The organism is Bombilactobacillus mellifer, assembly GCF_000970795.1.
Classification (GTDB): domain Bacteria; phylum Bacillota; class Bacilli; order Lactobacillales; family Lactobacillaceae; genus Bombilactobacillus; species Bombilactobacillus mellifer.
In genome coordinates, this window is sequence record NZ_KQ034028.1 from 197,475 (window position 1) to 216,495 (window position 19,021).

General features: G+C 43.6%; 18 protein-coding genes. 15 read left to right on the forward strand and 3 right to left on the reverse strand.

Going from position 1 to position 19,021, the window contains the following annotated elements:
* Nucleotides 1-131 precede the first annotated feature (131 nt).
* The 6 genes from JG30_RS00920 (at nucleotide 132) to JG30_RS00945 (ending at nucleotide 7,053) form a co-directional block, all read left to right on the forward strand.
* The gene (locus JG30_RS00920) at nucleotides 132-650 is read left to right on the forward strand and encodes a GNAT family N-acetyltransferase (protein WP_046315390.1); all 519 of its coding nucleotides are present in this window, start codon (nucleotides 132-134) and stop codon (nucleotides 648-650) included.
* A 66-nt stretch (nucleotides 651-716) separates the two neighbouring features.
* A complete protein-coding gene (locus JG30_RS00925; protein WP_052725146.1) occupies nucleotides 717-1,973 on the forward strand; it encodes a metallophosphoesterase family protein in 1,257 nt (418 codons plus the stop codon).
* 102 nt (nucleotides 1,974-2,075) lie between these two features.
* A complete protein-coding gene (locus JG30_RS00930; protein ID WP_046315392.1) occupies nucleotides 2,076-3,368 on the forward strand; it encodes a carboxylate--amine ligase in 1,293 nt (430 codons plus the stop codon).
* A gap of 6 nt (nucleotides 3,369-3,374) precedes the next feature.
* Nucleotides 3,375-3,857, forward strand: a complete 483-nt coding sequence (locus JG30_RS00935; protein ID WP_046315394.1) for a universal stress protein — start codon at nucleotides 3,375-3,377, stop codon at nucleotides 3,855-3,857.
* A 210-nt stretch (nucleotides 3,858-4,067) separates the two neighbouring features.
* Nucleotides 4,068-6,503 (forward strand): NAD(P)H-dependent oxidoreductase, encoded by a 2,436-nt coding sequence (locus JG30_RS00940; RefSeq protein WP_046315396.1) that lies wholly within the window; start codon nucleotides 4,068-4,070, stop codon nucleotides 6,501-6,503.
* Nucleotides 6,504-6,507: 4 nt separating this feature from the next.
* Nucleotides 6,508-7,053 carry an NADPH-dependent FMN reductase gene (locus tag JG30_RS00945; RefSeq protein ID WP_046315398.1) on the forward strand — a complete coding sequence of 182 codons (546 nt, stop codon included), beginning with the start codon at nucleotides 6,508-6,510 and terminating at the stop codon, nucleotides 7,051-7,053.
* A gap of 123 nt (nucleotides 7,054-7,176) precedes the next feature.
* On the opposite strand, the gene JG30_RS08930 is transcribed toward JG30_RS00945, so the two are convergent.
* Together JG30_RS08930 and JG30_RS08935 are read right to left on the reverse strand one after the other, a co-directional pair.
* Nucleotides 7,177-8,139: an FAD:protein FMN transferase gene (locus JG30_RS08930; RefSeq protein ID WP_143443871.1), complete on the reverse strand. Its 963-nt coding sequence runs from the start codon at nucleotides 8,137-8,139 to the stop codon at nucleotides 7,177-7,179.
* A 9-nt stretch (nucleotides 8,140-8,148) separates the two neighbouring features.
* Complete coding sequence (locus JG30_RS08935; RefSeq protein WP_046315400.1) at nucleotides 8,149-8,808, reverse strand: histidine phosphatase family protein; 660 nt, start codon at nucleotides 8,806-8,808, stop codon at nucleotides 8,149-8,151.
* Nucleotides 8,809-9,181: 373 nt separating this feature from the next.
* On the opposite strand from JG30_RS08935, the gene JG30_RS00960 reads away from it, so the two are divergent.
* The gene (locus JG30_RS00960) at nucleotides 9,182-10,588 is read left to right on the forward strand and encodes a flavocytochrome c (protein WP_046315402.1); all 1,407 of its coding nucleotides are present in this window, start codon (nucleotides 9,182-9,184) and stop codon (nucleotides 10,586-10,588) included.
* A 93-nt stretch (nucleotides 10,589-10,681) separates the two neighbouring features.
* A complete protein-coding gene (locus JG30_RS00965) occupies nucleotides 10,682-11,467 on the forward strand; it encodes an alpha/beta fold hydrolase (RefSeq protein WP_046315403.1) in 786 nt (261 codons plus the stop codon).
* Between the two features lies 1 nt (nucleotide 11,468).
* Here JG30_RS00965 and JG30_RS00970 read toward each other — a convergent pair whose 3' ends face one another.
* On the reverse strand, nucleotides 11,469-12,404 hold the full coding sequence (locus JG30_RS00970) for a sugar-binding transcriptional regulator (RefSeq protein ID WP_046315404.1): 936 nt from the start codon (nucleotides 12,402-12,404) through the stop codon (nucleotides 11,469-11,471).
* A 186-nt stretch (nucleotides 12,405-12,590) separates the two neighbouring features.
* Between JG30_RS00970 and JG30_RS00975 the strand changes: the two genes are divergently transcribed.
* The 7 genes from JG30_RS00975 to JG30_RS01005 are packed head-to-tail and all read left to right on the forward strand — an operon-like array spanning nucleotide 12,591 to nucleotide 18,973.
* A complete protein-coding gene (locus JG30_RS00975) occupies nucleotides 12,591-13,757 on the forward strand; it encodes an NAD(P)-dependent malic enzyme (protein WP_046315405.1) in 1,167 nt (388 codons plus the stop codon).
* Between the two features lie 18 nt (nucleotides 13,758-13,775).
* The gene (gene citC / locus JG30_RS00980; RefSeq protein ID WP_046315407.1) at nucleotides 13,776-14,831 is read left to right on the forward strand and encodes a [citrate (pro-3S)-lyase] ligase; all 1,056 of its coding nucleotides are present in this window, start codon (nucleotides 13,776-13,778) and stop codon (nucleotides 14,829-14,831) included.
* A complete protein-coding gene (gene citD, locus JG30_RS00985; protein WP_046315409.1) occupies nucleotides 14,821-15,114 on the forward strand; it encodes a citrate lyase acyl carrier protein in 294 nt (97 codons plus the stop codon). The genes citC and citD overlap by 11 nt, the downstream gene beginning before the upstream one ends.
* Nucleotides 15,115-16,029 carry a citrate (pro-3S)-lyase subunit beta gene (gene citE / locus JG30_RS00990; RefSeq protein ID WP_046315412.1) on the forward strand — a complete coding sequence of 305 codons (915 nt, stop codon included), beginning with the start codon at nucleotides 15,115-15,117 and terminating at the stop codon, nucleotides 16,027-16,029.
* Entirely contained in the window at nucleotides 16,019-17,557 is a 1,539-nt protein-coding gene (citF, locus tag JG30_RS00995; protein ID WP_046315414.1) for a citrate lyase subunit alpha, read from the forward strand. The genes citE and citF overlap by 11 nt, the downstream gene beginning before the upstream one ends.
* Before the next feature lie 33 nt (nucleotides 17,558-17,590).
* Complete coding sequence (gene citX, locus JG30_RS01000) at nucleotides 17,591-18,118, forward strand: citrate lyase holo-[acyl-carrier protein] synthase (RefSeq protein WP_046317106.1); 528 nt, start codon at nucleotides 17,591-17,593, stop codon at nucleotides 18,116-18,118.
* A gap of 9 nt (nucleotides 18,119-18,127) precedes the next feature.
* The gene (locus JG30_RS01005; RefSeq protein WP_084616618.1) at nucleotides 18,128-18,973 is read left to right on the forward strand and encodes a triphosphoribosyl-dephospho-CoA synthase; all 846 of its coding nucleotides are present in this window, start codon (nucleotides 18,128-18,130) and stop codon (nucleotides 18,971-18,973) included.
* Nucleotides 18,974-19,021 lie beyond the last annotated feature (48 nt).

A 19,021-nucleotide genomic window follows, 5' to 3' on the forward strand; every position in this document is an offset into this window, starting at 1 on the left:
TTAGCCGCTCATGCGGTGGAACAATGGCAAAAAAACTAACGCTGTAAATTAAGCTGTTTTGGTTGCATTTTTTCAAGACCTTGGTTATTATGTTCCTTTGCTGAAAATAAATAGCTCAGGAGGAACAGATCATGCCAGTTGTTTACCTCAAGAAAGTTCAACTAGAGCAATTAGATCAAGTGATTGAAATTATTGAAGAAGCGAAAACAGTTTTAAAACAACGCGATATTAATCTGTGGCAAGATGGCTATCCTGATCGGGATGTTTTAGTGAGTGATATTAAACGAGGTATTGCTTACTTTTTAATCAAAGACGGTGACATTGCCGGTGTAGCTGCTATTGAAGACCAGGGTGAAAAGTTTTATGAAGAATTGATTGAAGGAAGCTGGGCCCCTGAGTCTCAGCCGCATTATGCCATTATTCATCGGGTAGCTATTAGTCAACGTCATCAGGGTGAAGGCTTAGCGTCTGTTTTTATTCAACATTTACTCTCGATAGCTGCTTCCAAAGGTTTGACAGATATCCGGATTGATACGCACGTGGATAATGTACCGATGCAACATGTGATTTTAAAAAATGGCTTTGTTCAATGTGGTAAATTATTCAATGCCAGTCATACTCCCTGTGTAGCTTTTCAAAGATTTATTTAAGTTCTTTCTTGCTGAGTGTCCACTAGTAGGAGCTCAGCTTTTTAATAGGAAGAGGAGGGGATCAAGATGCTGCAGCAGTGGCCTTTTCGTCATTTCAAACAGCCCGGTCTTTATACGATGACGTTTTTGCAACAACCTTATACTTTACAGGTGAGTGCGAAATCCCAAATTCTCTGGCCACATGTTGGCGATCGGTTTTACTATCGCCTAGCATCCAGATCCTGCTGGCAGACTATCAATTTAGCACCCCGCTCATTTGTCCAAGCTTACTTGCAGCAATGGACTACCAGGGTGCAAGCTTTGTTACCGCCACAGTCGGTTACTCTGGGCTTAATTACTGACACGCACATGAAATTTGTTAATAGCCGTAGTTACTATGGTTTAAATGGTTTGCAGCATCTGATTGAATGGCTGGAGTTACCACAACTGCTTCCTTTAGATTTGATCGCACATTTAGGTGATATTGTGGATGGTAGCGATGAACCTTTAACTGATCAACAGCTGCTTTGGCAAGCTTCTCGGCGCTTGGAAAAACAAGCGTGCCCTTATTTTATTGTGAAAGGGAATCATGATGACCATGATAAATATGATGAGCATACGGCCCAGCATTTACCAACCTTTCAAGCCCAGACTTTTTCAAAAACGATGTGGCAACCCATGCAACAACAAACCGCGATAACCACTACGGCAATGGCAGGTGTCGGTTATTTTGATAAGGGCTTAGTACGTTTGATTTTTTTGAATACTTCCGATGTTTCTTTTCAAACCGATGCGCACGGCCGGCGCCGCTATGATCATAAAAAAGTACTCGCATTGAGACAACAACAGTTGCAAGCGTTAGTGGATCTGTTAACCGCCACGACAGCCCCTTTGGTTATTATTTTGGGTCATGCCAACTTGGTGAATTCCCGGGGGCAAAATGCTTTGCAGTATAACGGCAAAGTGGCGCACGATCTGATGAAAGCCTACAACCAAGGCCTCAAGGGCCAGGTGAAAGCACATTATGCCGATAGTGAGTTTAATGTGGATCTAGCTTTTGATTTTCGACAGCACCCAACCAGCCGCATTGGTGCGTACTTGTGCGGTCACCAGCATGTGGAAACCCAATATTTAGTAGATGGGATTCAATATATTTTGTTGAACGTGTCAGCCCTAATGGGTAAAAAGCATTTTTTAACCACGAAGTACAATCGAGCTTGGGAGCGGCAGTATGGCACTTTGCAAGAATTTGCCGGGTATGTATTAAACATTGATCCCCAAAAGCGGTTGCTCAATCTGTGGGGATATGGCGCAGCAAGTCCGTGGCGCCAGTTTAAAATTTGATTTACTTTATAAAAACTTAACTAATATTTGACAAACTTTTGATATAATAGCTTAGAAGAGTAAGGAAAATCGATTATAGATTAATAATGCAAAGGAACGTGAATTATTATCGCTAATCAAAATTTACCTCAATTTACGCCCATTCTCTTAGGAAGCGACATTAATGCCTATGGTTTTGCGCGTTCATTTTATGAAATTACGCACCAGCCAGTGGAAGCCTATGCGGAGGTGCCTTTGGCTGCAACTCGCTATTCCAAAATTATTAATATGAATTTTTACAAGGGTTTTACCGCAGATCCGGTATTTATTGAAACCATGCGATCCGTGGCTCAAAAATATGCCCACCAGTCCCAACCATTGGTTTTACTAGCGATGGGTGATGGTTACGCTGAGTTAATTGCCAAACACCGCGAGGAATTAGCACAGACTTTTATTTGTCCGGGAGTTGATTACGCGCTTTTACGGCGATTGAATAATAAAGAATCTTTTTACCAAGTTTGCGATCAGTATCATTTACCACATCCCAAAACCAAAATTATTACCCGAGCTATGTATGAAAAAAAGACCGATTTGACGGTTCCTTTTGAATTTCCTGTCGTGTTAAAGCCCGCGAATAGTGTGGAATGGCTGCAAATTGATTTTAAGGGCCGCAAAAAAGCCTTTACTCTTCATGCACAAGCGGATTATGAAAACATAGTGGCGCAAATTTATGATCATGGCTACCAGTCTGATTTGATTTTACAAGAATTTATCCCTGGTGATGATTCGCATATGCGGGTTTTGAATGCCTATGTGGATCAGCATCATCACGTCAAAATGATGTGTTTGGGGCATCCCTTACTCGAAGATCCTACCCCGCAGTCAATTGGGAATTATGTCGCTATTTTGCCGGAATACAATCAAAAAGTTTATGATCAATTACAAAAATTTTTAGAAGATATTGAGTATACTGGATTTGCGAACTTTGATATGAAGTTCGATGATCGGGATCAGGAGTTTAAATTATTTGAAATTAATTTACGTCCGGGGCGCAGTAGTTTTTATGTAACTTTAAATGGCTATAATTTGGCTCAATTGGTCGTTGATGATTATGTCACGCAAACTTTAGATAATCAGGATACAGTTTATGGTAATAAAAACAAAGCACAACATCAGCTCTGGTTGGGTGTTACGAATGGCGTCTTTAAAAAGTATGCTTTGGAAAACCGCTACAAAGAAGACGCTTTAGAGTTGTTGCGGCAAGATCGCGTCGGGACTACCTTATTATATAAAGGTGATTTAGGTTTGCGCCGCTGGTTGTTGGTTAATTACTTATATTATCAATATCGTGGACGCTTTAAACAATATTTTGAGGAGAATAAAGGTCAATATATTAAATCCGAAGCTAAGGAGTGATTTTATATGGCTAATAATCAAAATGACAAACAGTTACAAGATTATCACGTTAGTGAAGTTCAATATCAACGTATTTTGGTTGCCATTGACGTAGATGATTTTACTTCTTCGGATCAGGCATTCAATTTTGCCTGTAGTTTAGCAAAACTTTATGATGCTCAGATAGCAATTACCACTGTTGTGGAAAGCAAAGATATTAATATTTTTGATAGTCTATCTCCTGCCAAAATGGACGATAAACGTTTGGAAGCCTCCCATTGCCTATTGACTTATGTTAAAAAAGCGCAAGAATTTGGCTTAACCAAGGTTAAACCGATTTTATCGGAGGGGACGCCGGATAAAGCAATTTTAGAAGAGGTCATTCCAAGCTTTGAGCCGGATTTAGTTGTTTTAGGTTCTGAGGCGCAAAAAGTTACGGGCAAAACCATTGGTTCCCAGGCAGAGGGAATTATTGAAAAAGCTCCGGTGAGTGTGGCAGTGGTTCGCTAATTATTTTAGTTTAAAAAACGCAAAGATAGTTGAGTATCTATGCGTTTTTTTTGTACCATCGAGCCGGTATCAGGTCAAAGAAATCATGATATAATTGGATATAAAGAGATCGCTTTCTTCCCACCAGGCAGGGGCTTGCGAGAGTAAGATAATTTTGTGAATAACATCCTCACTCATTGAGGTGATCTGAAAATAAAGGAGCTGTTTTGCATGAAGTTAATAGGGATTGTGGGCACCAATGCGCAACATTCTTATAATCGATGGTTGTTGCAATATATTCAGCAGCATTTTGCCGCACAATTTGCCCTTGATATTTGTGAAATCAAAGCTATTCCGATGTTTAATGAAAATCATCCAGCAGCCGATCCCGACTCCGTTACGCAGTTGGCGCAAACAATTGAGGAAGCTGACGGCGTTATTTTTGCTACGCCTGAGCATAATCATTCCATTCCTTCGGCTCTGAAAAGCGTGATTGAGTGGCTCTCTTATCGCAGCCATCCTTTGGCAAATAAACCGGTCATGATTATTGGGGCTTCTTATCATCCTCAGGGGTCTTCAAGGGCCCAATTACAGTTGCGCCAGATTTTAGACTCACCGGGGGTCAATGCCCTGGTTTTACCGGGAAATGAATTTTTAATGGGTAACGCAAAAACCGCATTTGATGCTCATCGCCAAATTAAAGATCCCGCAACGATTGATTTTTTGCAGCAATGTCTAACTGAATTCTTAAAGTTTATTCAAACTAATACCCAAGCCGACACTACCAGCCAGACAGCAGCAACGGTTATCCACAATGAGCCCTTGGAGACTGCTTCTTTGCATTGGGACGCAGTGTATGACGTAGTGGTTCTAGGTTTTGGAGGTGCCGGAGCGACCGCAGCGCGATTTGCGGCTGATGAAGGAGCCCGTGTGTTATTGACGGATGCTGCGCCCCAAGGGCATGAAGGCGGCAATACCCGATACGCGCATCAATTAATTGGCTCCGGGACGGATTTGGCTCAATTAAGGGCCTATCATCAACAATTAGCCGCACCTTTACACGTAGATCCCGCGGTTTTGGAGGCCTTTTTAGAAGGCTTAGTGGGGATGCGTTCTTATCTCCAAAAATATTTAAACATAGAACCATTTAGCATTAAACAGCAGTGGACCGGATCCACAGGCGTGAAAGCAATTGCGCAAGAGTATCCGGAGTTTGCCGGTTCACAAAGTTACGATTTACTGACTGTGCATGAGGGAGTGGCAGATGCTGCTCTCTGGAAAATTCTACGACAAAAAGTCTTAGACCGAAAAAAGCAAATTGACGTTTGGTATAACGCACCGGTACGGCATTTAATTCAAGATCCCGTGACCAAAACGGTGATCGGTGTCCAAATTGAACGTGAACATGTAGTACGGCAAATTGGCGCGCAAAATGGCGTGGTGCTGGCTACTGGCGGGTTTGAAAATAATCAACAAATGATTGAGGATTATTTACAAGAACCTTATTTGGCGCCCGTAGGGACAACTTATAATCAAGGCATCGGAATTAAACTCGCACTAGAAGCAGGTGCTAATTTGAGTCATATGCGTAGTTACGAATCGTTAGGTCAATTTCATGGTTTGTCGCCGCGACTGCCGCAAGGACAACGCAGTCAACATGCCACCAACATTAACTGGCCGGCGTTATATACTGGTAGTATTTTGGTAGTTGGTGATGATGGGACCCGTTACTTTAAAGAAGATGAAATTAACCGTCATGGACATATTTTCAATCATGGTTTTTGGCGTGTTCCTTTAGCGCAGCAGCGTCCAACGTTAATTTTTGATCAGGTTCAATACGAACAAATTCACCAAGAGCAGCATAACGCCAACGGCTTCCCCGAATTACTAGCGGCGGCCACTAGTGCTTCGACTTTAGCACAATTAGCCCAACAAGTTGGCTTAGATCCACAGCGTCTGCAGACTACTGTAAAACAATTTAATCACGATGCGGCGGCAAAAGTAGATCCGGAGTTTCATCGTGCAGCGGCTACTTTGCGGCCTTTAAGCCAGCAGGGTCCTTATTATGCAGTGGTTTTACGGCAAAATCTGTTAAATACACAAGGCGGAGCTCAACGAAACGCGCGATGTGAAGTTTTAGCTCCTAATGGTCAAGTTATTGGGCACTTGTATGAAGCTGGAGAATTAGGCGCCCCTTTTGTGAATCAATATGTAGCGGGCGGAAATTTAGCTGATTGCTTAATTTCGGGAAAAATTGCCGGCCAAAATGCGGCTCAAGTAAAAACTAACTCTCAGCCTGGCACTCGCTGGATGGCCACTAAGCCAGCAGGGGCAGCGACCACCAAAGACTTAGGCAGTGATCTCGATCAAGCCACAGATTTTACTACTCAAGCCCATCAATATTTAGGACGTAGTACGGTGGGAATGGGCGATGAACTGATTGTGCGCATTACTGTCGATGCCAAACAAAACCTGCAACGGGTGGAAGTTTTGCAGCAAAATGAAAGTGCTGATGTTAGTCAGGAAGCTTTGCGAGTTTTACCTCAACAAATGGTGACTCAAAATACTTATGATGTTGATGTGATTTCAGGAGCCACGGCCACCAGCAAGGCTTTAAAAGCAGCGGTTCAAGATGCCTTGAAACAAATGAAAGCTGAGGTGAAATAATAAAATGAAATTAATGGCTATCGTGGGAACTAATGCCGATTTTTCATATAATCGTATTTTGCTGCATTATATGCAGCATATTTTCAAACCGCAAGCTGAGATTCAAATTCAAGAAATTAAAGACTTCCCCCCTTTTTGCGAAGATGATGCGTTAAATAACCATCCGGATTTACAACAATTGCAGCAAGATATTGCTACTAGTGCGGGCGTTATTTTAAGTAGTCCCGAATATGATCATGCGATTCCTGCTTGTTTAAAGAGTGTTTTGGAATGGATGTCATATGAAGTCCATCCATTTCGGGGTAAACCAGTGATGATTGTGGGAGCTTCTTATGGGCCGCAAGGTTCTGCCCGCGCCCAGTTGCAATTACGCCAAATTCTAGCTTGCCCGGAAATCGATGCTTATGCATTGCCCGGCAATGAATTTTTATTAGGTCATGTCGTTCAAATGTTTGATCAAAAAGGTAATTTAACGAACCATACCCAACAACAAACATTACAAAACTGTTTTGCCGACTTTTTGGACTATATTCATAATTTAGCGCGTTGAGGTGCCCCAACTTTCAAAGCTCTTCAGGTGTAAGCTGAAGTTGGAGAAGATGTATTTTAAGAAGAGCTAGTCCTAATTACAAGTAAGAAAATAAAAATCCAAGCTGGTTCCAGCTTGGATTTTTTAATTAGAAAAGTGTAAATGATAGTGGGGATTCAACAAGTGAATATGTTCCGGTTTCAGTTTTTGGACAATTAATTTGTGATCTTTAGTGACAAAGACCGCACCGTAGAGATCGGAACGGGACTGCCCCCAATTTTTTAAAGGACCCCCGGCAAAAAAGAGGCGGGCGGTTTCGATTTCACCGTCGATAGATTTTTTAGAGAAAACGGTGACACTAGCCAGTTGATTAGTACACGGATAGCCTGTGCGCGGGTCTAAAATATGATGATACGAATGCCCCGCAACCTCTAAATGGCGCTCATAAATACCACTTGTCACCGCCGAACAAGCTGGTAAATGGACACTAGCCAGAGCTTGTCCGCGGGGGGCTTTAGGATCTTGAATACCAATGTTCCAGCAGTGATCCGTATGCATGGGTGCTGGTCCCATTAACATTAAGTTGCCTCCTAAATCGATGGAGCCGCTGATTTTGCCGTAAGCGTGCCACAAGTCTTGAACACGATCGGCAATATAGCCCTTGGCAATGGCTCCTAAGTCTAATTCCATGCCGGGCAGATGCAGATAGATTTCACGGTTCTGATCGTTATAGGAACAATCTTTTGGATTAATTAAGGCTAAGCGGATGTTAATTTGTTGAGGAGAGGGCACTTGTGCATCGGTGAAACCAATTTTCCATAATTTGACCAAGGGCCCAATCAAAGCATTAAAGCCAAAATCTGCCCGACTAACTTCAATGGCTTGGCGGGCAATTTGATAAGTAGCATCGCTGACTGCTACCGGATGCTGGCCGGCGGCATGATTAATCGCCATGATTTCAGATTGTGGACGATTGACAGTTAATAAATTTTCATAAGTTTGAATGAGATGGGCGGCTTGATCGAGGTCAGCATTTTGTGACGAGCCAAATAAGCTGAGGGTAATGAGCGTTCCCAAACCGTAATATTGTTTACTGAGCCGATTCATATTCAAATACTAATCGATTAACGATTGACCATAGGTTGTCACGAGGGTTTGACCATCACGACGTATAACTTTGGTCAGACTAGAATTATCAGGACTAGTCCGTGCTACAAACGAACCATCACCGTATTTATTGGCAATGGATTTAATGGTATTGCCATGAGTAATTAATAGAATTTGCGCGTTATCATGAGCGACTTGATCTAAATATTGAAAGCCGGCATCAATTCTCTGCCAATATTCTTGGGCATTTTCGGCGTCATGAAAGGGATCTGCAGCCTTCATCCAGTCTTTACTTTGGTCTAAACTAAATTTTGTGCCTGCCTCACTGATTTTGCTGAAACCGTGCGGACCTAACACCAAGTACCAAGCTTCCTCACAATTCATGCCTTCAAAATAACCATAAAAGCATTCCCGAAAGGCTGTTAAAGTTTGCATTGACAACTGTTGGCGATTAATATTAGCGTCACAGATGATTTGGCACGTATTGACTGCACGACGTGCATCCGAAGCAAACGCTAAATCAAAAGGTACCGCAGCCAATTTTTGGGCTGCTAATTGGGCTACTTTTTCACCTGCGGGGGTGAGAGGTGTATCAGACCAGCCTTGCATTTTTTTGTAGCGATTATACCAAGTTTCGCCATGTCGAATCATGTAAATCGAATACTGCATTGTAAAACCTCCTGCTTTCATTTTAGCAAATTTCCGAGGGGAGATTGGAGGAATCTATAGAATTGATAGCCTAGCGTTCAAATTAGTTGTAAAGTGGGTTTAGCAATTACTGAAAAAAGCAATCAGCATAATCATGCAATAGATCAGTTCAATTTTTACACAATATTGAATAAGTCTTGTTGGTTGCTAATTTTGCTTGCTGGTTAAATTTTCTGTTTTTTCCACCCCTAAGGAACTATCCCCCCAGCTTCAGAACAGCTCAAGTCCGCCTTTGTCAGTCGAAGGTCTGTGAGCGCTCAGGCGGCACTAGTTCTTTGCAGTCAGTGCTGGCGGGGGAGATAGAAACAATTTTTATTATTGGGAGGAGCCCCAAATGAATGCGCGATATGTTTTTCAACCTACTTCTGTGCAACAATTGCGAGATCACTATGATCTAATTATTGTTGGCTCCGGTGCTGCCGGCTTAACTAGTGCTTTGCAGGCGGCGGAATTGGGACTGCAGCCTGTCATTTTAGAAAAAATGCCCCGTCTGGGTGGCAATAGCTCACGTGCTTCTTCCGGGATGAATGCCGCGGAAACTTTAGTCCAATTACAGCATCATATTGTGGATAGCTATCAGGATTTTTATCAAGATACCTGGCGCGGGGGTGGTCAGCAAAGTGATCCGGGCCTGCTCCATTATTTTACTGAACATGCGGCTGCAGCACTGACTTGGCTTTCTGCCCACGACATCAATTTGACAGATTTAACCTGGACGGGAGCAATGGCGGTCCAGCGTACCCACCGTCCGGCCTCACAGGCGCCGATTGGCAGTTTTTTAATTACGGAATTGTTAAAGCAAATTGAACAAGCTCAAATTCCAGTGTTTACTAAAAGTGTAGTTCAAAAACTGTTGATGTCCCAGCAGTGCGTAACGGGTGTGCGGGTCCAAATCGATGGCACGACCCACCAGCTGCACAGTAAAGCGGTCATTTTAGCCACGGGGGGCTTTGGCGCTAGCACGGACCTGTTACAAAAGTATCGACCGGATTTGGTAACTTTAGCTACCACGAATCAACCAGGAACAACAGGCGATGGTTTACAGTTGGCGCAACAAATTGGCGCCCAATTGGTCGATATGCAACAAGTACAGGTACACCCGACCGTAAACCAAGAGGGCTCACATCCCTATCTCATTGGTGAAGCAGTGCGGGGAGAGGGTGCGATCTTAGTCAATGCTCAAGGGCAGCGTTTTGTGAATGAATTAGCGACCCGTAAACAAGTTACGGCGGCAATCAATCAACTGCCTGGAAAAACAGCAACGCTCATTTTTGATCAGCAAGTGCGCCAACGTGTACCGGCAATTAATTTTTATGAGCAGATAGGTTTAGTGCAAACCGGCAATTCTTGGGAAGAGTTAGCACAACATTATGCTTGGCCTGTGCCGACTTTTTTACAAACTATTGCTACTTGGAATCAGGCCGTTACTAAGAAACAAGATCGGCAGTGGCAGCGGACTACTGGTTTGAGCGTTCCTTTAACCCAAAATCCGTTTTATGCGATTAAAGTAGCGCCAGCGGTGCATTATACGATGGGCGGTCTGGCGATTACTCCCCAAACGCAAGTATTAAACCAACAACAGCAAGTAATTCCCGGTTTGTTTGCGGCGGGAGAAGTGACGGGGGGATTACACGGTAATAATCGGCTGGGCGGAAATTCCATTGCAGAAACAGTAGTCTTTGGCCGCCAAGCAGCTCAGCAGGTATTTAAATATTGTCAGCACTGGGCCAAGCCCAAATAAAAAAAAAGCCCTACCCAAGACAGTGCAAGAGATCGGGTAGGGTTTACATAAAGTGGCAGGGAAATTGGAGTTTATAAAAGATAGGTGAGCCAAATGGAGTTTACAACCACAGATGGGGTGCGGTTACATTACACTGATCAAGGTTGCGGTCCGGTAGTAGTTTTATTAGCAGGGATCGGCAGTTTTAGTGTCGTATGGCAACCCACAATCGACTTTTTACTACAACAAAATTACCGGGTATTAACTTTAGATGCCCGTAATCAGGGCTTGTCGGAACATACGGCACAGGGATTAAGAATCAGTCGACATGCGATGGATGTCGCAGAATTGCTGGCATTCTTAGATATCGCCAATTTTATTGGTATCGGGCACTCAATGGGCGCGGCAACATGGTGGGCGTATGCCAGTCTTTTTGGCACCCGGCAGATGCAAGCCTTAATTGATATCGATCAAAGTCCGAAGATGATCAATGATGCACGTTGGCCTTATGGTTTTAAAAATTTAACGCAAAATAATTTTTTTACTCTCTTGCAAGCGCCTTTTGGCCGGGCAACAGTGCAAAATTTACCGGATTCGGTTTATTATCAAAATCGAGCCTTACAAGCTAGCCATCCATATGATCCCGAGCTAAACTATCCCTTTTTATTGGATCATGCTTTACAGGATTGGCGCGATGTTATTATCCATTTGCAGTGTCCATTTTTAGTGGTCAATGGCGGACAATCGCCCTTTTTTGCACCGCGCTTTGGTCCCGTCGTAGCGGCTCTAGCGCCCAAAGGCCACCATTGTGTGATTGAACATAGTGGGCATCTACCTATGACCGAATGTCCGCAAGCCTTTCAAAGGCAGTTGCAGCAGTTTTTACGACAGCTAAAATGAATTATCCCACCGCCAACACCCGCTGGGCTACAGCCTCAGTCATAATGACTTCGGTTAATAAATGTCCTCTTAGAGCCCCTAAGAGGGCATTAACTTTAAATTTACTTTGAACAATGGCTAGCCGCTGAGGAATATGTTGAATTTGGTCTATACTTGCGCCAAAAGCTTTATCATGTTGCTTATTTAAAATATGTCCTTGCGAATCATAAGGCCGTCCAAAAAGCAAGCCGGCTACTTGTTGAAAATCAACATCTGGGAAAATCTCTCTTTGATGTTGCTGCCATAAAGGCACATTGTGAAAAGAAGCAGCTGTTCCCAAGCCTGTAAATAAAAACTCAGCTTGATTTAAAGCCGCCAAAGGAGCATGCAGCGCCGGCTCTAAGGCTAATTGTTGGCGTGTAGTATCGTTGAGAAGATATAATGGAGCTGGCAAGGTATAGTATGAACTATGATACTTAGCCGCGGCTTTTTGGGAGAGGGGGGTAGCTCCGGCAAAAGATTCAGATTTGAGACTTTGGCCCATCAATGGGATAAACAAAAGGTCTTCTTGCACGTGGGTTTGAAATTTACTAATTACTTGGGCCACGGTTTCACCCCAAGTCATGGTGACCACGTGACAAGCGGCAATTTGGGTTTGAATTGTTTCCGCTGCAAAAGTGAGCAGGTTTTGCTGGCTGTCACCCAGACAATCGGCATCTTTAATAATGAAAACGTTATCTAAAGCGAATTTATGACTAATTTTTGATTCTAAGGTCCAATTACGAGCAATCGGAGCCTGAATATTAATTTGCACAATTCCTTGTTCGCGGGCCTGTTTTAAATATTTGGTGATTAAATAGCGGCTGATTTGATATTTTTGGGAGATTTGACCAAGGGTTAATTGAGCTAAGTAATAGTCCCGCGCTATTTGAGTAATAAGATCGGCTTTGGCTTTCATACTTTTGATTTCCTTCTCTCTGGCTTAAATTATGCCATGTTATGATTCGTGGTGCTAGTTTCATCGGTGGATAGTGGAGGTCTTAAATTTAAATTTTTAAAAAAATAGCGATTATTTTGAAAAATTACTAAATTGCAGTACACTGACTGTACAAAGTAATCATTCACTCAAAGGAGTACAGCCGCCATGTCAGATACAGAAAAGGATCGAATTTTCCAATTGCATGCCCATCACACAGGGGTCTTGAATATTCAATCCCAACTGGAGGTGCATAATCGTCAGGATTTGGCACGAGCTTATACGCCCGGCGTAGCATTTTTATCACAGGAAATTGCTAAAAATCCACGCTTAAAACGACAATATACTCTAAGTGGGAAATTAATTGTACTCATTACAGATGGGTCAGCCGTGTTGGGTTTAGGGAATCTGGGCCCAGCTGCCGGCTTACCGGTCATTGAAGGTAAAGCCCTTTTATATAAGGATTTGGCGAAGGTGAATGCCTTACCCTTAGCCCTGGATCAAGTCCCAGTGGATGAAGCTGTAACCACCATCAAAAATATTTCTCAAACATTTGCCGGCATTCATTTAGAAGATATTGCAGCCCCGCGCTGTTTTGAAATTGAAACCAAATTAAGCCAAGCGTTATCCATTCCGGTGTATCATGACGATCAGGAAGGAACGGCGATTGTGGTGCTGGCAGGGTTGTTGAATGCCGTGCAAGTCGTTGGCAAAGAACTGACCCAAGCACACATTGTTATTAATGGTGTCGGGGCTTCCGGCTATGCGACGGCGCGGTTATTGCATGCCATTGGTGTACAGCATTTAACCTTAGTAGATATCCATGGCGTCATTACCCCGGACGATCGACGTTACAATCGCTACCAACGCCAATTAGCTCAGGAGTTACACACGGCACCAGCACAAAAAGGGCAAACATTAACAGATGTTATCGCGCACCAGGATATTTTTATTGGCTTATCGGATCAAAATGTTTTACAACCAGCTGATGTGCAGCAGATGAACAAGCAACCGATCATTTTTGCTCTTGCCAATCCAGTACCGGAAATTGCTCCGGCAAAAGCTGTCCAAGCAGGGGCGGCGGTGGTTGCAACGGGTTCAAGTAAATATCCTAATCAAGTGAACAATGTGCTTGTCTTTCCTGGATTATTTAAAGGCTTATTGCAGAGTTCTTTGGAGCAAGTGGATTATGGTTTGCAGTTGCTGGTGGCACAAAAGCTCGCGCAGTTAACTGCCCAACCAGATGCAAAACATATTATTGCGGATGTCTTTGATCCACGCGTCGTAGCTGCAGTCAGCCAAGCAGTTGCGCAGTATGCGCAAAAAGGAAAATGAATAAAAGAAGGTGATGCGATGGCTAAAATCGTTACTTTAGATTTACAGAATCCGGATGTGTTGCCAGTTTGGCAACGACTATTACAGACGTTAGGCCTTCAGAATTTTACTCCGGCAGAAGTGGCGCATCTGGATTTTACTTTGGGATTATACGAGGATCAGCAATTAGTCGCCACGGCCTCTGCCGCGGGCAATGTAATTCAATATGTTGGTGTCAATAATGAAGATCAAGTTAGTGGTTCGCGTTTTAATACCATTATTAGCGCGGTAACTAATCGACTATTTCAAAAGCAGATTTTTCACATTTTTGTGTTTACTAAGCCCCAATATTCCCGTAGTTTTCAGCATGTTGGTTTTCATGAGTTGACTCGCTCGCCGCAGGCAGCTTTTCTGGAAACGGGGACGCCCGACGTCCATGATTATTTAGCTCAAATTCCGGCCTTTCCCGCTGCAGTCGGAGCAACCATTGCGGGCATTGTCATGAATGCTAATCCGTTTACTTGGGGCCATCGTTATCTCATCGAGCAGGCTTTGCAAGCCAGTGATGCGGTTTATGTGTTTGTTGTGAATACCGATGCATCCTTATTCACGACTGCAGAACGGCAACAGTTAGTCGAAGCCGGAACGGCTGATCTGAAAAAAGTTATCGTGGTCAATGGCGGTGACTACATGGTCAGTTATGCAACGTTTCCGGCTTATTTTTTACCATCAACTGAGGCAACAATCCAATATCAAACCACTTTAGATGCCCAAATATTTCGCGATATTATTGCTCCTGCTTGTCATATTAAGGTGCGTTTTGTCGGTACGGAGCCATTATCCAAAACAACGGGTATTTATAATCAAGTATTAGCTGAAATATTGCCTCCCCAAGTAGCCTTGAAAGTAATTGATCGTAAAAAGGATGACCAGAATCATTATGTAACGGCTACACAGGTGCGCCAACAAATTGCCGCCGGTCAATTAGACGATCTGGCATTCTTAGTGCCGCCGTCTACTTATCAATTTATTCAACGTCATGCCCAGGAATTACACCAGCGTATTCAGAAAGGACAACAAATTCATGGAAATTAAAACAACTGCAGTGGCAGGAACCGTCGAATCTTCTGATATTCAAATTATGCTTTCTGCGGGTCATCAAGGAATTCAAATTGAATTAGAATCCGATGTGGAAAAAGTTTTTGGTGCACAAATCCGCCAAACCATTACCACCACGTTGCAACAATTAGGTTTATCGCAAGTTAACGTGAAAGCGGTAGATAAAGGCGCACTGGATTGTGTCATTAAAGCCCGGACAATTACCGCGGCCCAACGTGCTTGCCAAACTACAGACACGCCCGCTTGGGAGGTGCTTTAAATGGTGGCAGAACAAGAACGGCTGCGTCGAACAATGATGTTTGTACCAGGCAATAATCCATCGATGGTTAAAGACGCTGGTATTTATGGGGCAGATTCTATTATGTTTGATTTAGAAGATGCGGTGTCCCTGGCGGAAAAAGATGCTGCCCGAAATTTGGTTTATGAAGCACTTCAAACCCAAGATTATGGCACGGCCGAATTAGTAGTCCGGATTAATGGTGCGGATACAAATTTTTATACGAATGACATTAAAGCCATGGTTAAAGCCGGAATTGATGTCATTCGCTTGCCGAAAACTGAATCAGCCGCCATGATTCAACAACTGGAACAAGATGTACTAGCAGCCGAAAAAGAATTTGGCCGCCCGATAGGGTCCACACATTTGATGGCGGCAATTGAAAGTGCCAAGGGAGTTTTAAATGCACCGGCGATTGCTGCTGCGTCTTCACGAATGATTGGCATTGCTTTATCGGCGGAAGATTATACGACAGATATGAAGACTCATCGCTATCCGGATGGCGCCGAATTAGAATTTGCCCGCAATATGGTTTTGCATGCGGCTCGGGCAGCGGGGATTGCCGCTTTTGATACGGTCTTCACGGATATGAACGATACCGAAGGTTTCTATCGCGAAACCCGTTATATTCATCAATTAGGTTTTGATGGTAAATCGCTAGTTAATCCGCGTCAAATACCTATGGTCAATCAAGTGTATGCGCCCACACATTCGGAAATTGATCATGCTAAAAGTGTTTTGCAAGCTATTCAACAAGCCCATGCTCAAGGTTCGGGGGTAGCGGCTTTAGATGGTCAAATGATCGATCGACCGGTGGCTTTGCGGGCACAACGAGTTATGAAATTAGCACAAGCATCACATATTGTGGATGAGGAGGGCAATTATCTTGAAAAATAATGTGAATCGCGAGTTGCCGGAGAAGTGGATGCAAAAATGGGATTACCAAGGATATCAAAGCTCCCAAACTGGTAATCCCGTGATCCAACGAGTGGCTCCCAAAGTGCACGTTTCCACTGGCGATGGTAAAGTAGTTGATTCTTTGGAACAATTAGTTCCCAAGCTGGTTCATAATGGAATGACTATTTCTTTTCATCATCATTTTCGTAATGGAGATTTTGTGTTTAATCAAGTTATGCGCGTAATTATTGACGCGGGGATTCAAGATTTAACCTTAGCCCCATCTTCATTGACTGATGTCATGAATGACATTGTCATTGAAGCCATTCAAAAGGGGACAGTGACACAAATTACGAGCTCCGGCATGCGCGGTTCTTTAGGCGACTTTGTTTCGCACGGGCACTTAAAAAATCCGGTCATTTTTCGATCCCATGGTGGCCGGGCGCGGGCGATTGAGGATGGCGATCTGCGAATTGATGTGGCTTTCTTAGGGGTACCCAATGCCGATCGCTTAGGAAATGCCAACGGTATGGCCGGACAAGCAGTTTTTGGTTCTTTGGGTTACGCTTTAATGGATGCCCAATATGCGAATCAAGTGGTGTTATTGACAGATAACCTGGTTGCTTATCCCAATACTCCTGCTTCGATTAAACAGACTCAAGTCGACTACGTTGTTCCCGTGGCGCAGGTGGGTGACCCTGATAAAATCGGTTCCGGAGCGACGCGATTTACCAAAGACCCTAAAGAACTCAAAATTGCTTCTTTGGTGAATGAAGTGATTACACATTCACCCTATTTTCAGGATGGTTTTTCCTTTCAAACGGGGTCCGGTGGAGCTGCGTTAGCCGTAACCCGCTATTTACGTCAATCGATGTTAGATCATCATTTTCAGGCAGCTTTTGCTTTAGGTGGGATTACCAAACCGACTACTGATTTGTTAAATGAAGGTCTTGTCCGTAAAATTATGGATGTCCAAGATTTTGATCGCGGGGCCGCGGAATCTATGCAAACCAATCCCAAGCAACAAGAAATTGATGCTTCGTGGTACGCGGATCCCAATAATAAAGGCGCTATGGTTGATCAATTGGACATCGCCATTTTAAGTGCCCTGGAAGTCGATACGCAGTTTAATGTCAACGTAATGTCCGGCTCGGATGGCGTCATTCGCGGAGCCATTGGTGGTCATCAGGATGCTGCTCATGCCAAATTAACGATTATTTGTGCTCCTTTGGTGCGCGGACGTATTGCCACCATCGTGCCAGCAGTCACTACAATTGTGACTCCTGGAGATTCCATTGATGTGGTGGTGACCGAATATGGCATTGCAATCAATCCGCGACGTTCCGATTTAATGGCTGCGCTGCAACAAATACCCGGAGTACCGGTTTTAAGTATCGCTGAATTACAAGCTTTAGCCCAAAAGAAAGTGGGCCAACCCCAGCCGTTAACTTTTACAGAGCAAACGGTAGCGTTAATAGAATATCGGGATGGCACCATCATTGATCAGATTAAGGCGGTACAGGATTAATTGGGTAAGACCGGAGTTAATAAAGGTAAAAGCGTGCTTAATAATGTATTTACTGCGGGCATTCCGCAAACGATTACCGCTGTTTTACAACAACGGGATTTGCGTGCGGCGACCCAAACTTATTGGTTAAATCACTGTCCGCAGGCCACCTTGATTGACGTTAAATTGAATATCCCCGGACCTATTAAAAATAATTTAGCATTAAACTTTTTATTTAATCAAGGACGGTCTCGCTGGCTACAAGGGGAGCCTGCTTTGCACTTAGTGGTGGAGTGGAATTGTCCTAGTGGCAATGAGGCTCTCTATTGGACAACGCAAGAGGCGGTCGCTGTGAAACAACGGGCCATTGTTTTTGAAGAGCAAGATACTTTAGGCCGGTTATTTGATATTGATGTTTTAAAAGCACCCGACGTACATCTCAGCCGTCAAGATTTACAGTTGCCTAGTCGACGTTGCCTAATTTGCCCGCGTCCGGCCAAACAATGTGCGCGTTCTCGCCAACATAGTATTAAGGAATTACAATTATGGATTAGTCAATTATTCCTACAAGAACAAAGTTAGGACCCAAAGGTGAAAGATCAAATAGCTCAGATTGTCACAGATGCTGTCAAAGCAATGTTGTATGAAGTCAGCGTTAATCCCAAACCCGGTTTAGTGGATCCGTTATCAGCAGGACCCCATGGCGATATGGATGTCTTTTTATTTATTGATAGTGCCGAAAGTTTGCGGCCTTACTTGCAGCAGTGTGCTCAAGCAGGCTTAACAGCACAATCTACAGCCTTACCGCAATTGTTTAATCAATTGCGAAGCTATGGTATTCAAGCGGAACAGACAATGTTGCGGCAAACCCGCGGCGTTAATACCCATAAAGGGGCGATATTTTCTCTAGGGATTGCCGTCGCCGCAAGGGCCTATTTAATTGATCGCCCGCAATCAGGTTTTTCAAAAGTTGTACAGGGCATGCTGACCGATCTATTGACCGCAGATTTTAGTCAGGTGGCTTCTTTGTCCCCCGAGCAATTAACTGCCGGTCAAAGAGAATTTCAACAGTATCATTTGACTGGGGCTCGCGGTGAAGCGGCAGCAGGTTTTCCTACGGTATTTAACTGTGGGTTACCGATGCTGCGTCAAGCCACCGGGACTTTAAATGAGCGCTTACTGGATACTTTAATGATCATTGCCGGTCATAGTCAAGATTCGAATTTAGTTCACCGTGCACAAGATCCCCAGATTCTGACTTGGATTCAAAATCAAGTGGAGCAATATTTTGTTTTAGGTGGCAGTCAAACTGCGCAAGGAAAGCAATTTCTCCAAAAGTTAAATGCTGAGTTTGATCGACGGCAGTTAAGTCTGGGTGGTAGTGCAGATTTGTTGATTGTGACGATTTTTATGGCTTTGCAGACTGGAATTCTATAGAACAACTCTGCTGATTGCAGAATTGTGACTGAAGATTTTAAGTTTTTT